This is a genomic window from Micromonospora costi (genome assembly GCF_003626655.1).
GTDB lineage: Bacteria > Actinomycetota > Actinomycetes > Mycobacteriales > Micromonosporaceae > Micromonospora > Micromonospora costi.
The window spans coordinates 64,002-76,820 of record NZ_RBAN01000012.1 but is presented as its reverse complement, the minus strand read 5'-3'; the positions used below and the strand labels follow the sequence as shown (position 1 = coordinate 76,820).

At 71.2% G+C, this 12,819-nt stretch carries 12 protein-coding genes and 1 riboswitch; of the genes, 4 read left to right on the top strand and 8 right to left on the bottom strand.

Going from position 1 to position 12,819, the window contains the following annotated elements:
- Positions 1-23 precede the first annotated feature (23 nt).
- From D7193_RS32470 to D7193_RS32460, 3 genes are all read right to left on the bottom strand, one after another.
- Entirely contained in the window at positions 24-776 is a 753-nt protein-coding gene (locus D7193_RS32470) for a dienelactone hydrolase family protein (RefSeq protein WP_120783497.1), read from the bottom strand.
- A 166-nt stretch (positions 777-942) separates the two neighbouring features.
- The gene (locus tag D7193_RS32465; protein WP_120783496.1) at positions 943-1,782 is read right to left on the bottom strand and encodes a bifunctional 5,10-methylenetetrahydrofolate dehydrogenase/5,10-methenyltetrahydrofolate cyclohydrolase; all 840 of its coding nucleotides are present in this window, start codon (positions 1,780-1,782) and stop codon (positions 943-945) included.
- Between the two features lie 22 nt (positions 1,783-1,804).
- Positions 1,805-1,884, bottom strand: a riboswitch (ZMP/ZTP riboswitch).
- A gap of 36 nt (positions 1,885-1,920) precedes the next feature.
- Positions 1,921-2,712, bottom strand: coding sequence for an alpha/beta fold hydrolase (locus D7193_RS32460; protein ID WP_120783495.1), 792 nt, complete (start codon positions 2,710-2,712; stop codon positions 1,921-1,923).
- Positions 2,713-2,963: 251 nt separating this feature from the next.
- Between D7193_RS32460 and D7193_RS32455 the strand changes: the two genes are divergently transcribed.
- Positions 2,964-4,190 (top strand): epoxide hydrolase family protein, encoded by a 1,227-nt coding sequence (locus tag D7193_RS32455; RefSeq protein ID WP_120783494.1) that lies wholly within the window; start codon positions 2,964-2,966, stop codon positions 4,188-4,190.
- A 96-nt stretch (positions 4,191-4,286) separates the two neighbouring features.
- Here D7193_RS32455 and D7193_RS32450 read toward each other — a convergent pair whose 3' ends face one another.
- From D7193_RS32450 to D7193_RS32440, 3 genes are read right to left on the bottom strand one after another with little or no spacing between them, the layout of a single operon-like run.
- A complete protein-coding gene (locus D7193_RS32450; protein WP_120783493.1) occupies positions 4,287-4,472 on the bottom strand; it encodes a hypothetical protein in 186 nt (61 codons plus the stop codon).
- On the bottom strand, positions 4,469-4,675 hold the full coding sequence (locus D7193_RS32445; RefSeq protein WP_120783492.1) for a helix-turn-helix domain-containing protein: 207 nt from the start codon (positions 4,673-4,675) through the stop codon (positions 4,469-4,471). Before D7193_RS32445 ends, D7193_RS32450 begins: the two co-directional genes overlap by 4 nt.
- A complete protein-coding gene (locus tag D7193_RS32440) occupies positions 4,675-5,133 on the bottom strand; it encodes a DUF2975 domain-containing protein (RefSeq protein WP_241563720.1) in 459 nt (152 codons plus the stop codon). Before D7193_RS32440 ends, D7193_RS32445 begins: the two co-directional genes overlap by 1 nt.
- Before the next feature lie 148 nt (positions 5,134-5,281).
- On the opposite strand from D7193_RS32440, the gene D7193_RS32435 reads away from it, so the two are divergent.
- On the top strand, positions 5,282-5,785 hold the full coding sequence (locus D7193_RS32435; RefSeq protein WP_120783490.1) for an O-acetyl-ADP-ribose deacetylase: 504 nt from the start codon (positions 5,282-5,284) through the stop codon (positions 5,783-5,785).
- Between the two features lie 112 nt (positions 5,786-5,897).
- Entirely contained in the window at positions 5,898-6,566 is a 669-nt protein-coding gene (locus tag D7193_RS32430; RefSeq protein WP_241563718.1) for an ATP-dependent endonuclease, read from the top strand.
- 156 nt (positions 6,567-6,722) lie between these two features.
- On the opposite strand, the gene D7193_RS32425 is transcribed toward D7193_RS32430, so the two are convergent.
- Together D7193_RS32425 and D7193_RS32420 are read right to left on the bottom strand one after the other, a co-directional pair.
- A complete protein-coding gene (locus D7193_RS32425) occupies positions 6,723-8,849 on the bottom strand; it encodes a Xaa-Pro dipeptidyl-peptidase (protein ID WP_120783489.1) in 2,127 nt (708 codons plus the stop codon).
- Positions 8,850-9,323: 474 nt separating this feature from the next.
- Positions 9,324-10,997, bottom strand: a complete 1,674-nt coding sequence (locus D7193_RS32420) for a M14 family zinc carboxypeptidase (RefSeq protein WP_158674900.1) — start codon at positions 10,995-10,997, stop codon at positions 9,324-9,326.
- 828 nt (positions 10,998-11,825) lie between these two features.
- On the opposite strand from D7193_RS32420, the gene D7193_RS32415 reads away from it, so the two are divergent.
- Positions 11,826-12,734: a ferritin-like domain-containing protein gene (locus tag D7193_RS32415; RefSeq protein ID WP_120783487.1), complete on the top strand. Its 909-nt coding sequence runs from the start codon at positions 11,826-11,828 to the stop codon at positions 12,732-12,734.
- The last annotated feature ends 85 nt before the right edge of the window (positions 12,735-12,819 follow it).

Below are 12,819 nucleotides of genomic sequence, written 5' to 3'. Positions count from 1 at the left end.
TCGGGGCCGACCGGGTCGGCCGGTCAGCGGCCGAAGGTGCGGTCGAGCAGGTCGAACAGGGCGGCCCAGTGCCGCTCGGTGGCCTTCTCGTCGTAGGCGGCGGTGTCGGCCATGGTGAACCCGTGGGTCGCGCCCTCGTACACCTCCGACCGGTAGCGCACCCCGGCGTCGTCGAGGGTCCGCTCTAGCGTGGCGATCTGCTCGGCGGTCATCGACCCGTCCTGGTCGGCGTGGGCAAAGTACAGCTCGCCGGTGACCGAGCCGACCCCCCGGTGCGGGCTGTCGGGGGCGTCGGTGACCACGCGGCCGGCGTGGAAGCTGGCGAGGGCGGCGATCCGGTCCGGGTACGCCTCGATGGCCCGCAGCGCGTTCATCCCGCCCATGCAGTAGCCGACGGCGGCGACCGGCCCGGCCGCCACGTCGTCGCGCGCGGCCAGGAAGTCCAGGTACGCGCCGGTGTCCCGGGCGACCACCTCGGGGGTCAGCGCGGCCACGTACGGCCCGATCCGCTCGAAGATGGCCCCGCGCTGCTGCGGGTCGCCGAGCAGGGAGAGGTCGAACAGCGGCGCCCGGCCGGCCCGGTAGAAAAGGTTCGGCACGAGCACCACGTAGCCGCGCTCGGCGATCCGCTCGGCCATCTCGGCCATCCGGCGACGCAGCCCGAACGCGTCCATGAACACCAGGACGGCCGGGAACGGCCCGTCCCCGTCCGGCCGCGCGAGGTACGCGTCGGCCGTCCCGTCGCTGGTCGTGACGTCCACCGTCGTCGTCTGCACCCGCAGCCTCCTCGCCCCATCGGTACCCGCCGGCTGACGCTACTCCCCCGGCGGGCCGCCACCGCCCCACCCCGGGTTGATCAAGAGGTTCGCGTAGTGCTGGGCGCGTTTCCTGACGCGAACCTCTTGATCACCGAAGCCGCCGGGACCGGCGAGCGGGGTCGGCCTATCCGTGGTGGTGCGCGGCCTCGACGGTCTGCGACAGCAGCACGGCGATCGTCATCGGCCCCACCCCACCCGGGACGGGGGTGATGAGGCCGGCGCGGGCCGCCGCGGCCTCGAACTCGACGTCACCGACGTTCCCCGGGTTGTAGCCGGCGTCGATCACCACGGCACCCGGCTTGATCCAGTCGCCGCGGACGAGTTCGGGACGGCCGACGGCGGCCACCACCACGTCCGCCTCCGCGACGTGCGCGGCCAGGTCGAGCGTGCGGGAGTGGCAGTACGTGACGGTCGCGTCCCGGGCCAGCAGCAGCATCCCCACGGGCTTGCCGAGGATCGCGCTGCGCCCCACGACGACCGCCCGCCGCCCCCGCAGCGGCACCTCGTAGGCGTCGAGCAGGCGCAGGATGCCCGCCGGCGTGCACGACGCGAAGCCGGGCCCGCCGAACGCCATCGCGGCGAACGACGCGCCCGTCACACCGTCGACGTCCTTGTCCGCGGCGATCGCTTCGAACGCGGCCCGCTCGTCGATGTGGGCGGGCGTCGGGTGCTGCAACAGGATGCCGTCCACCAGCGGGTCGGCGGACAGGTCCCGCAGCACGCGTACCAGCTGCTCGGTGGTGGTCTCCGCGGGCAGGTCGACCCGGCGGGACTCGATCCCCGTCGCCGCACAGCGGGTGACCTTCATGCGCACGTACGTGCGGGAGGCGGGATCGTCACCCACCAGCACCGTGGCCAGGCAGGGCCGCCGCCCCCGCGTACGGGCGAACGTCGCGGCGCGAACCGCCGTCTCGTCCAGCAGCCGGCGGGACTCCGCCCGCCCGTCCATCAACGTCGCGGTCATGCCCGGCTCCTCACCTCGCGGCGAGGAGCACCCAGGCGGACGATGCTCCAGCTGACAGCGCTCCCCGGTGGTCACCCACCCTCGCCAGTCGCGCGCTTCGCACGCTACCACCGGCGGCCGGCGGACCGGACCGGCGGTTCAGCCGAGGTACGCCGCGAGGATCCGCGCCAGCGCCGCCGGCCGCTGCAGCACCGCGTGGTCCTCCCCGGCCATCACGCTCAGCTCGGCTCCGGGCACAGTGGTGGCCACCGCGCGCGTGGCCGCCGCCAGACCGGGTGCGGTCTGGTCGCCGTACACCGCGAGCACCGGCACGTCGATCCGGGCGAGCCGCTCGAACGGCATCAGCCGCCACGGGGTGCTGAGCAGCACGTCGTACGGCAGGCTCGGCGCCTTGTCGGCCAGGAACGACCACGCCTCGCCGGCCCTCATCCCGGCGACCGCCCCGGCGGGGACGCCGACCACCTCACCGAGGAACAGCTCCGCGGCGCCGTCGCGGTCCCCCGCCGCGACCGCGGCCGTGAGCCGCTCGTAGACGTCGGCGGGAGGCGCGGGCTGACTCTCGTCGGCACGGTACGACGGCTCGTAGACGGCGGCCCGCTCGATCGGCAGCCCGCTCATGGCCGCCTCCAGCACGAGCACGGCCCCTGAGGAGTGGCCGAACAGCGATGCCCGGCCACCCGCGTGCGCGATGACCGCGGCCAGGTCGTCGACCTCGTTGGCGACGCGGTAGCCCTCGCCCCGGTCGTCGCTGGCGCCCCGGCCGCGCCGGTCGTAGGTCACCACCGTGTAGGCCGAGGACAGCTCGGCGCCCAGCGCGGCCACTGTCGACCGGTCGTTGAACGCGCCACCGACGAGGATCACCGGCGCGCCCTGGCCGACGACGTCGACGGCGAGGGCGGTGCCGTCCTTGGACGTGACGGTCTCTGTCATGTCGGTCAACCCCTTCCGTCCTGGGCGTCGCCCGTCGCGGCGTCCAACCGCGTGTCAGCGTAGGCCCATTCGAACTCCGCCGCGGGCCAGCACGGACATCGGGGGCCAATCGCCCCGAGCGGGCCCCGGACCGTACGAACGGACGCCCGTCGCCGACTCCGGACGCGAGGCACCGCACTCGTTATGACCGCGAGCAGCGGGTAAGCGCGTGGTTCCGCTCGACGAGCCCGGAACGGAAAGGGTGACACGCAATGGCCGTCAAGACTGAGGCGCCACCGGTCGCGGCAGCGATCCGGCCGTTCACGGTGGAGATCCCGGACGCGCAGCTCGAGGATCTGCGTGCGCGTATCGCGGCCACCCGCTGGCCGGAGAAGGAGACCGTCCCGGACCAGTCGCAGGGTGTGCCGCTCGCGACGAGCCAGGCGCTCGCCCGCTACTGGGAGAAGGAGTACGACTGGCGTCCGGTCGAGGCCAGGCTCAACTCCCTGCCGCAGTTCATCACCGAGATCGACGGGCTGGACATCCACTTCATCCACGTCCGCTCGCCGCACGACGACGCGTTGCCGCTGATCGTCACGCACGGGTGGCCCGGCTCGGTGATCGAACAGCTGAAGATCATCGACCCGCTCACCAACCCCACGGCGCACGGCGGCAACGCCTCGGACGCCTTCCACCTGGTGATTCCCTCCATGCCCGGCTACGGGTTCTCGGGCAAGCCGACCGAGCCCGGCTGGGGTCCCGACCGCATCGCCCGGGCCTGGACGGATCTGATGAGGCGCCTCGGCTACACGCGGTTCGTGGCGCAGGGCGGGGACTGGGGCGCGATCGTCACGGACCTGATGGGTGTGCAGGCGCCCCCGGAACTGGTGGGCATCCACACCAACATGCCCGGCACCGTCCCGCCCGACATCGACCGCACGCTCCAGGCCGGTATCAGCGGGGCGTACGACGCGCTCGGCTCGCTGCCGTCGGACCTGTCCGCGGACGAGCGGCAGGCGTGCGAGCAGCTGGACTTCCTGTGGAAACACGCCGCCTACGCCCTCATGATGGGCACCCGCCCGCAGACGCTGACCGGGCTCGCGGATTCGCCCGTCGGCCTGGCGGCCTTCCTCCTCGACCACGACGCGGCCAGCCTGGCGCTGATCTCGCGCGCGTTCGCGGGCAACCCGGGTGGCCTGTCGCGGGACGACGTCCTCGACAACATCACGCTCTTCTGGTTGACGAACACCGGCGTCTCCGCGTCCCGCCTCTACGCGGAGAACCCGTACTCCTTCTTCTCCGCCAAGGGCGTCACCGTCCCGGCCGCCCTGAGCGTCTTCCCCGACGAGCTCTACCAGGCGCCCCGGAGCTGGGCGGAGCGGGCCTACCCGAACCTCGTCCACTACAACCGGCTCGACCGGGGCGGACACTTCGCGGCCTGGGAACAGCCGCAGCTCCTCTCGGAGGAGATCCGTGCCGGCTTCCGGCCGCTGCGGTGACACCGGCACCGTGACCGGGAGCTCATGACGTGGGGGCGTGCTCGCGCGACCGGACGCGCGGGCACGCCTTCCGTGGCTACGGGCACGCTTCGGTGGCTACCTGCCGCGCCGGAGGGCGCGCACCCCGAGCACGACGGAGCCGACGACGAGCACGCCGCCGAGGACCTGCAGGCCGGGAGAGTCGTCGCCCTCCCCGTACACGATCCCGGCGACGCCGAGCGCGACGGCGGCGACCAGCAGGACGTACGTCGCGGGGCTTCCCGCCGTGTGCCCCCGGCTCATTCGTCGACCCACTCGAGCAGGTCGCCGGGCTGGCATTCCAGCACCCGGCACATCGCTTCCAGGGTGCTGAACCGGACGGCCTTGGCCCGCCCGTTCTTCAGCACCGCGACGTTCGCCGGGGTGAGCCCGACCCGTTCGGCGAACTCACCGACGCTCATCTTGCGCTTGGCCAGCTCGACGTCGATGCGCACGACGATGGGCATCAGATCACCGCTTCCATGTCGGTGCGCAGCGTGGTGGCCTGCCGCAGCAGGGCACGCATCACCACCATCAGCAACCCCACCACCGCGACGCCCACCACCAGCAGGAACAGCAGGAGCGGCAGACCGGGATCGTCGGCGTTGAAGCCGACGTAGAGGAACACACCGAGGAGCACCACCCACGCCGCCGCGATGGACCACACGATACCGTCCACCCACGCCAGTGACGCCGGGCTGAAGATGCGGTCGGCCTTGACCATGCCGAGCAGCTTCCAGGTGCAGACGATGACCACCTGGACGCACAGCACCCAGAACACCGTCACGGCGGTCGCCGGCCACCGCAGATACGCCATGTCCGGCGACTCCTTGGCCATGTGCGCGAACTGCCCGGGCAGCGAGAGGGTCTGGAACACGACCAGGATCCCGAACAGCAGCACGAGGAAGACACGGAGAGCGGCCACCGCCCGATGTTCTGTCACCATGCATCGACTATCGCTCGTTACCTATCGAATGTCAATAGGTCTGCTGGCTTCCGCGGCTGCGACGTCGCTCGCGCCGCCGGTCCACCGGCGTCGGGCGCTCGCGGGGCCGGCATGGGACGATCGACCCATGCCTGTGATCGACGTGGTGCGCGGTGACATCACCGCCGAGGACGTCGACGCCATCGTGACCGCGGCGAACGAGTCGCTGATGGGTGGCGGCGGTGTCGACGGGGCGATCCACCGCGCGGCGGGCCCGAGACTGGCCCGCGCCGGCGCGGCCCTCGCGCCCTGCGAGCCCGGCGAGGCCGTCGCCACGCCCGCGTTCGATCTCGACCCGCCCGTTCGCCACGTCATCCACGCCGTCGGGCCGATCTGGGAGGGCGGTGGTCACGGGGAGGTCGACACCCTGTCGTCGTGCTACCGGCGCAGCCTGGAGGTGGCCGACGAGATCGGCGCCCGCACCGTCGCCTTCCCGGCCATCGCCACCGGCGTGTACGGCTTCCCGGCCGACCGGGCGGCGCAGATCGCGGTCTCGACCATCCGGGCGACACCCACGAGCGTCGCGCACGTCCGCCTCGTCGCCTTCGACGCCGCCACGCACGACCTGCTGGTGGCGGCGCTGCACGGCTGAGCCCGGCTCCCCGGACACCGATCTGGTGGAACGTGTAGCCGCCCTGCCGGATCGCGGCCGCCAGCGGTAAACCTCTGGTCGGCCGGCGGGCGTATCACCGATGATGGCGGTCATGGCGATGACCGGACGAGCCGACACGTCCACCGCCGGCGCGATCGACGGCCGGTTGGGCGGCAACGCCGCGTCGATCCGGGCCACCACCCAGGCCCTGGCGAAGGTCGGGTCGGCCCGGGCCGTGGTGCTCGTCGAGGGCATCAGCGACCAGCTCGCCCTCGAAACGGCCGCCGCCGGCCGCGGCCGGGACCTCGAAGCGGAGCGGGTCGTGATCGTGCCGATCGGCGGGGCGCACGCGATCGGTCACTTCCTCACGACGTTGGCGCCGCTGGGTTCCCGGGTACGACGTGCCGGCCTCTGCGACGTACGCGAGGAGGAGGTGTTCCGGCGCGGCCTGCACGTCGGCGGGGTCGGCTCACCCCGTACGCGCGCCGAGATGGAGCACCTCGGGTTCCACGTCTGCGTCAAGGACCTGGAGGACGAGCTGATCCGGGCGCTGGGCACCGCACAGGTCGAAGAACTCTTCGACGCGCAGGGCGACCTGCGATCGTTCCGGTCGTTCCAGAGCCAACCCGCGTGGCGCGGCCGGCAGCCCGAGGCGCAGCTGTGGCGGTTCCTGCGCAGCAGCTCACGGCGCAATCAGCGGTACGCGCGGCTGCTCGTCGAGGCGGCGGTCGACCGCGACACGCTGCCGCGACCGCTCGACGCGCTCCTCGCGGGCGTGTGAGGCGCACGCCTGGTCGCCGGCGTACCCGGTACGGCCAGGCGGTGTCCAACGCGACATCTCACCGGCGGTCCACCTCACCGTCCGCATCAGCCTGCGGAACCGCCGCAGGCGCCCCGCCGCTCACCATCGCGACGGCGGCGCCCACCGGGTCCCTCGTCACGTGCCGACTCTGGACCGGGCGGCCGCCGAGACGATGGAGCCACGCTGTGCCGACGTGAGCACCCCCGCCGTCACCATCTGGTCCGCCACCTGGTTCACGTGGGTGACGAACTGGCCGTGGGTCGGCCACTGCTCCCCATCGAGGATGTGGTCGTTGATCGTGCAGGTGCCGGCCAGCGGGCGGTTGGCCACCCCGCTGTCGACGCCGCCGACCACGACCGTCGCCCGGGTGTCGGCGCTCGCGCAGATCGGCATCGCCAGCGGCCCGCCGACCACCGGCAACCGCAGAGCCGTCGCGGCCAGGTCGACGTTGAGCACGGTGCCCGGAGCGGGGTGCAGGGTGAACTCGTGGTCGGTGGAGAAGACCATCAGGCCGATCCGGTAGCCGGCCGGGACTACCTGGTCATCCGGCTGCAGCGGCACGGTCAGGTCAACGAACTCGCCGGGCACCAGCGGCTCGCTCCGGGTGAGCGAGTGGCGGTTCTGCGGGTCCGCCCAGCCACGGGTGATGATGCTCGTCGCGGCGCCCCGGGTGCTGGACTCGCAGCCCGATCCGCCGGTCCACGGCAACCGCACGAGGGCCACCGACAGGTTGGCCGCCGACGTGCTCGCGCTCATCCGCAGCGTCACCTCCGCCGTACCGGAGATGTGCACCGGCGCGGTGAGTTCCGGCGTCACGTAGAGCAGCCGGTGCTCGGACACGCTCGTCGCCAGCATGCCGGCGTTGCAGGCGGTGTTGCCGGCGTCGACCAGCGACTCGACGCCCTCGCCGGGCCGCGCCAACGAGGTCAGTCCACCGGTGGTGTCACCACCGGGCTCCGGCACCATGGTGACCGGCGCCGCGGCCGGGTTGGGGTAGTCCGCGTACGGGGTGAGCTGGCTCGCGCCGGTCTCGTTGCGCACCACCCAGGCCCGCGCGTCGTTCTCGACGCCGTTCCGGACCCCGTACAGGTAGCGGGTGAACCACCGGTTGCGCATGTCCAGCGGCGGTGCGCCGCCGTGCCCGCCCTGGTGGTAGTACGCCTGCACCGGTGTGCCCTGCGCCTTCAGCGCGTCGAGGATCCGCACGCTGTGCTCGGGCACCACGTTCCAGTCGTTGAACGCGTGCGCCATCAGGGTGGCGGCCTTGACGCCGCCGACGGCGTGCAGGTAATCCCGGCCCGCCCAGAAGTCGTTGTAGTCGCCGCTCGCGCGGTCCTGGTGGCGGTTCATCTCGCCGACGCGGACCGTCTCGATGCAGTACGCCCGACGCTCCGGATAGCCGCTGTTGATGTAGTCGAACAGGTAGTCGATGTCCTCACCGACCCAGCCGCCGGGATTCCGCACCAGCCCGTTCGAGCGGTAGTAGTGGTAGTACGAGGTGTTCGGTGCGATCGGGATGATCGCCTCAAGGCCGTCAACGCCGGTGGTCGCGGCGGCGAGCGGCAGGGTCCCGTTGTACGACGTGCCCGTCATACCGACCTTGCCGGTCGCCCAGCTCGTCGCCGAGACCTCCTGATCCCCGTTGACGCTGGCGTATCCCTTCGCGCGGCCGTTCAACCAGTCGATCACCGCCTTCGGCGCCAGCGACTCGTTGCTCCCACCGACCGTCGGACAGCCCTGCGAGAGGCCGGTGCCCGGGGAGTCGGAGTGCACCACGGCGAAGCCTCGCGGCACCCAGGTGTTGATCTCGCTGCTGGACACCGAGGTCCGGCCCGGCTGGTGGGCGATCGACGGCGGCGAGATTCGAGCCGGCGGCTGCTCACCGAGTTCGTGTCGCACGTTCCAGAAGTACTGCGGCTGGCTGGATGCCGTCCCCGCGTAGTAGGGGCTGCTCTCGTAGACGACCGGTACCTTCAACCCCTGCGCGGTCTGCCCGGGCCGGGTGACGTCCACGTGCATGCGGTCGAGCTCGCCGTCGCCGTCGGAGTCGAACTCGGTCTCCACCCACAGCTGTTGCCGGATCCAACCGCTGGAGTTCGCGAACTCGGGGACGATCTGGGCCTGACCGTCCACGAAGACCGGCCCAACCTCGTCCGGGCTGGCCGCCGCCGGGCTGGTGAAGCCCAGCGCAAGAGTCAACGCCGCCGCGCAGGAGGCAGCCGTGAGGCCGACAGCCCGCTGGCGCAGCTCTCGTCGCACCATCGAAGTCCCCTTCCGTCGTCGGCCGGCGACCCCACCTGGCGGCACACGGCCGGGTACGGTCGACGACGCAACCGGCTCGTGCCGTCCCCGGGCCGGGACCACCGCGACGGCATCGCCCGGACCACAGGCCGTCTGCCGGTAGGCGGTCGTCTCAGCTGGCTACATTCACCGGCCTCACTGCCGGTCACCTGACCGTAGCGACCGGCTCACGGAGGGGCACCAGACAGCTGACGCAACTTCGACGGCGTTCGATAGCGTTCCGGCCATCCAACGTCGCAAGTCGACGATCACGATCTGGTCGAGCGACCGCCGGCGCACGGGGGCGGCACGAGGCGCGGTCCAGGGGCCGGTGTTGAGGAGATGCGGCGGCGACGTCGAGCTTGCCCGGAAGACTGGCGAATCATGCCGAACGCGGCTTCCGGGAGAGAGCGTCGCCTGGCGGGCCGAGCCGCCAGGCGACGCTCTCCGTCGACGTCAGCGCCCGGAGCCGATCGGCTTCTTCGGCCCGGCCGGGCAGCCGCTCATGTCGATAGCCTTGGTCTCGCCACGGCCGATCGTGACCCGGACCGAACGGTGGATCTTGCCCGCGGGGTTCCGGCACGACACCACCCAGCTCTCCCGCAGCAGGGTGGAGCTTTGCTGGCTCTGCCGCAGGGACGGCAGGACATGCCACTCGAACCGCCCGTTGTCGGGCACCCGCATCGTGCTCTCGATGCGCAGGTCGGACGGCAGCACGACCATCTCGCCGTCGCGTTCGACCGGCGAGGAGTCAACCGAGACGTCCTTGCTGATGGTGAGTTCGATGCCCCGCGGCGCCGACCCGGTGAGGATGGAGTGCGTACGCGGATCGTTGGCGGCATCCCAGGCGATGAGGAGCGCGTCGCGGATGCTCGACCCCGCGTAGAACCCGGTTCCGCGGTACTGGTCGATGACGTACTGGTACTGCGGGTGGAACCGTTCGAGACCGCTGTGCCCCGGCGTCAGCTCCGGCGTGAAGCCGAGGGTGCCGTTCGCGTACAGGCCCTCCTGCTCCGCCACGCCGCTGGCGACGTAGTAGACGTCGGGCCAGGGCCCGGTCGGCCAGCCACCGAGGGCCGCGCCGAGTTGCTGCGCCAGGCCGTCGTAGAGGGCCACCTCGGCCGGTACGGGCTCCAGCGGTGACGCCGGGGCACGCAGCAACCGGGCATCCGGCGTGTGGTTGTTCACCGCGACCACGACCTGGTGGCTGTTCAGCAGGTCGGTCATGGCCGCGATCTCCGGCTCGGAGTACGGGGCCGCGCCGTGGTGGTTCTCGGCGGTCGGGGAGGCGCTCGATCCCGGGCCTCCCCAGAACGCTCCGTAGTTGCGGTTCAGGTCCACGCCGAGCTGCCGGCTGTCCGCGGCGGCGCACTGCTCCCAGGTCGGCACCTGACCGGCCGCAACCCGACAGTTCTTGCGCTTCATCTCATTGATGAGGTCCCGCGACATCGTGTAGCCGTCCGGGTTCACGGCCGGCACGATGACCAACCGGGAGGAGTCGACGAGCTTTCTGATGTGGCTGTCCGTGGCGTAGCTCTGCAGGACGTCCCGGGCGAACTCCATGGTGAATTCCAGCGTCGGCCACTCGCGGGCGTGATGCAGGCCGGTCGTCAGGAAGACCGGCTCACCGGAGTCGGTCTGCACGTCGCTGCTGATCTCCATGCCCAGAATCGTGTGCCCCAGCAGGGACTTCCGGGAGAGCGCGAACACCTTCACCTTGTCGGGGTAGCGGCGCTCGAGCTCCCGCATCTCGCGTTCGGCCTCGTCCAGCGTCCGGTACGACACGCGGCCGCTCGGCAGGCCGGAGGCGAGCGTGGGGTCCGCCTGCCGCGCAGCTTCCCGCTGCGCCTCGACCATCCGCTCGGCTGTCATGGCGGCGAGTTGGTCCGCCGCGTCGGACACCTCCACCTGCCAGTTTCCACCGGCGAGTCGCGCGCGGTCAGCCGGGCCGTGCAGCAGCACCTCGGCATGCGTGCCGCTGAAGTCGATCACGTCCAGACCAAGGTCCACCAGCTTCTGACGTTCGGCGTTGGTGGTCGCCTTGACCTTTGCGATGGCCAACCCGATCACGGCAGCGCTCTGCTGTGGATCGGGGGCCGCGGCGGCGGCCGTCGCCAGCCCGACGGACATGACGACCGCCATACCGAGGGCGCCCGCCCGTCTTGGCCATCGAGGACTCAACGAGGTGATGGCGGCCGTTCTCGGGTGGCGGGCGGGGGGAATGATCGACTTCAACGGGCACTCCTGTCGGTCGTGCGGGCTTCCGGATCCGACCTGGGCAATCCGTCACCGCAGTAGACGGACGGCGGAACTCGAACGGAGGCAGCCGCCGTAGGACGTCACCGTGAAGATCATCCGTTTCGATGTGGTCTCCGTCAATGCCGCCCGGCGAAAAGCGGTGATCGCCCTACCGGCAAACTGCCGGGTCCCCGCCCGCTCTTTTCACACCATCGACGCCCGCATGCCGCGCTGGTCCTATGTGAACTCGGGTGTGTCGGGTGGGCACGGACCGGCCACGACCTGGGTGGCCTCGTTTGCCCGACACGCCCAGGCCGAACACGTCGGTGCCGGGTCGGCTGAGGCTCCGCTGCGGGGCTGGCCGGGTTTCGTCGGGGCTTCTGCCGGTGTCTGCCGCGTCGGGCGGACGCCTTGTTCGCGCTCACCGACCGCGCCGCTGCGCTCGGGTGGGCCGGTGACCAGCCCTGGTCGACCCGTCGGGACGGTCGGATCTGAAACCGCGTGGGTGTGGATCGTCTTCGGTTCCATCTGTCATCGCTGTTGGTTGGCCTCCGCCGTCGTGCGGCCATCCCCGCCGCCCGGAGGCGAAGGTTCGGGAAAGGAGTACGGCCGAGACAGCCACGCACTAGCGTGAGCGCCGACGGCAGTAGCGCGTGGCGCACCGGTGACATATCGATGGAGTACTCGGTGTGCCGTGGACCGGAACGGGGGCCGGCTTCCATGGTCAAGAAATTCATCAAAGAGGCGGTATCGCGCAGCGCAGAGTCGGATGACGATGGACGGAAGCTCACGTCGATGACGGATCCGACGAATCCCGGCGCGCAATCGCCGGACGGCTCCGGGCCGAGTGACGCGACGATCCTGAACTTCGCACTCAACCTCGAATACCTCGAAGCCGAGTTCTACCTTCGCGCCACCACGGGGCAGGGACTGCCGGACGAGATGACCACCGGTACCGGCACCCGGGGTGAGGTGACCGGTGGGGGCATGGTCAACTTCAGCAACCCGGTGGTACGCACGTTCGCACGCGAGATCGCCTCGGACGAGCGGCAGCATGTGGCCTTCCTGCGGTCCGCCCTCGGGGAGCACGCCGTTTCCCGTCCGGCGATCTCTCTGGACACGAGCTTCACCGCGGCGGCCACCGCGGCCGGGCTCATCAAGCCGGGCGAGATCTTCGACCCGTATGCCAACGATCTCAACTTCCTGTTCGCCGCGTTCCTGTTCGAGGACGTCGGCGTCTCCGCCTTCAAAGGAGCGGCACCGCTGCTGTCCAACAAGACGTACCTGGACGCTGCCGCGGGTCTGCTCGCCACGGAGGCGTACCATGCCGGGATCGTCCGCTCTGCGCTCTACAACGAAGGCATGATCGACGATGCCGTCTTCGCGGGCGTGCAGAAGCTCTCCGACGCCCGCAACAGTCTCGACGGGCCGGTCGACGACGACCAGGGTATCGGCACCAGCGCCGAGGCGAACCTCGTTCCCACGGACGCCGACGGCATCGCCTACGGCCGCTCGGCCCAGTCGGTCCTGAATATCGTGTACCTCAACGCGGGCCCGACGAACTCCGGCGGCTTCTATCCCTCCGGCCTCAACGGCGACCTCGCGATGAGCGGCGGGGCCGCCAGCTGATCACCTGGCCATCGCCGCGGTCCCGGCGCGCACTGCGGTGCGTGTTCCCAGACCCGTACCGACGGCCCATACGCCCGGCACATGG

Coding starts and splice junctions, on each gene's coding strand:
- D7193_RS32450 (WP_120783493.1), bottom strand. CDS start 4,472: ATGAGCCGGGGGCACACGGCGGGAAGCCCCGCGACGTACGTCCTGCTG.
- D7193_RS32435 (WP_120783490.1), top strand. CDS start 5,282: ATGCCTGTGATCGACGTGGTGCGCGGTGACATCACCGCCGAGGACGTC.
- D7193_RS32460 (WP_120783495.1), bottom strand. CDS start 2,712: ATGACAGAGACCGTCACGTCCAAGGACGGCACCGCCCTCGCCGTCGAC.
- D7193_RS32430 (WP_241563718.1), top strand. CDS start 5,898: ATGGCGATGACCGGACGAGCCGACACGTCCACCGCCGGCGCGATCGAC.
- D7193_RS32455 (WP_120783494.1), top strand. CDS start 2,964: ATGGCCGTCAAGACTGAGGCGCCACCGGTCGCGGCAGCGATCCGGCCG.
- D7193_RS32465 (WP_120783496.1), bottom strand. CDS start 1,782: ATGACCGCGACGTTGATGGACGGGCGGGCGGAGTCCCGCCGGCTGCTG.
- D7193_RS32415 (WP_120783487.1), top strand. CDS start 11,826: ATGGTCAAGAAATTCATCAAAGAGGCGGTATCGCGCAGCGCAGAGTCG.
- D7193_RS32420 (WP_158674900.1), bottom strand. CDS start 10,997: ATGTCCGTCGGGCTGGCGACGGCCGCCGCCGCGGCCCCCGATCCACAG.
- D7193_RS32445 (WP_120783492.1), bottom strand. CDS start 4,675: ATGCCCATCGTCGTGCGCATCGACGTCGAGCTGGCCAAGCGCAAGATG.
- D7193_RS32425 (WP_120783489.1), bottom strand. CDS start 8,849: ATGGTGCGACGAGAGCTGCGCCAGCGGGCTGTCGGCCTCACGGCTGCC.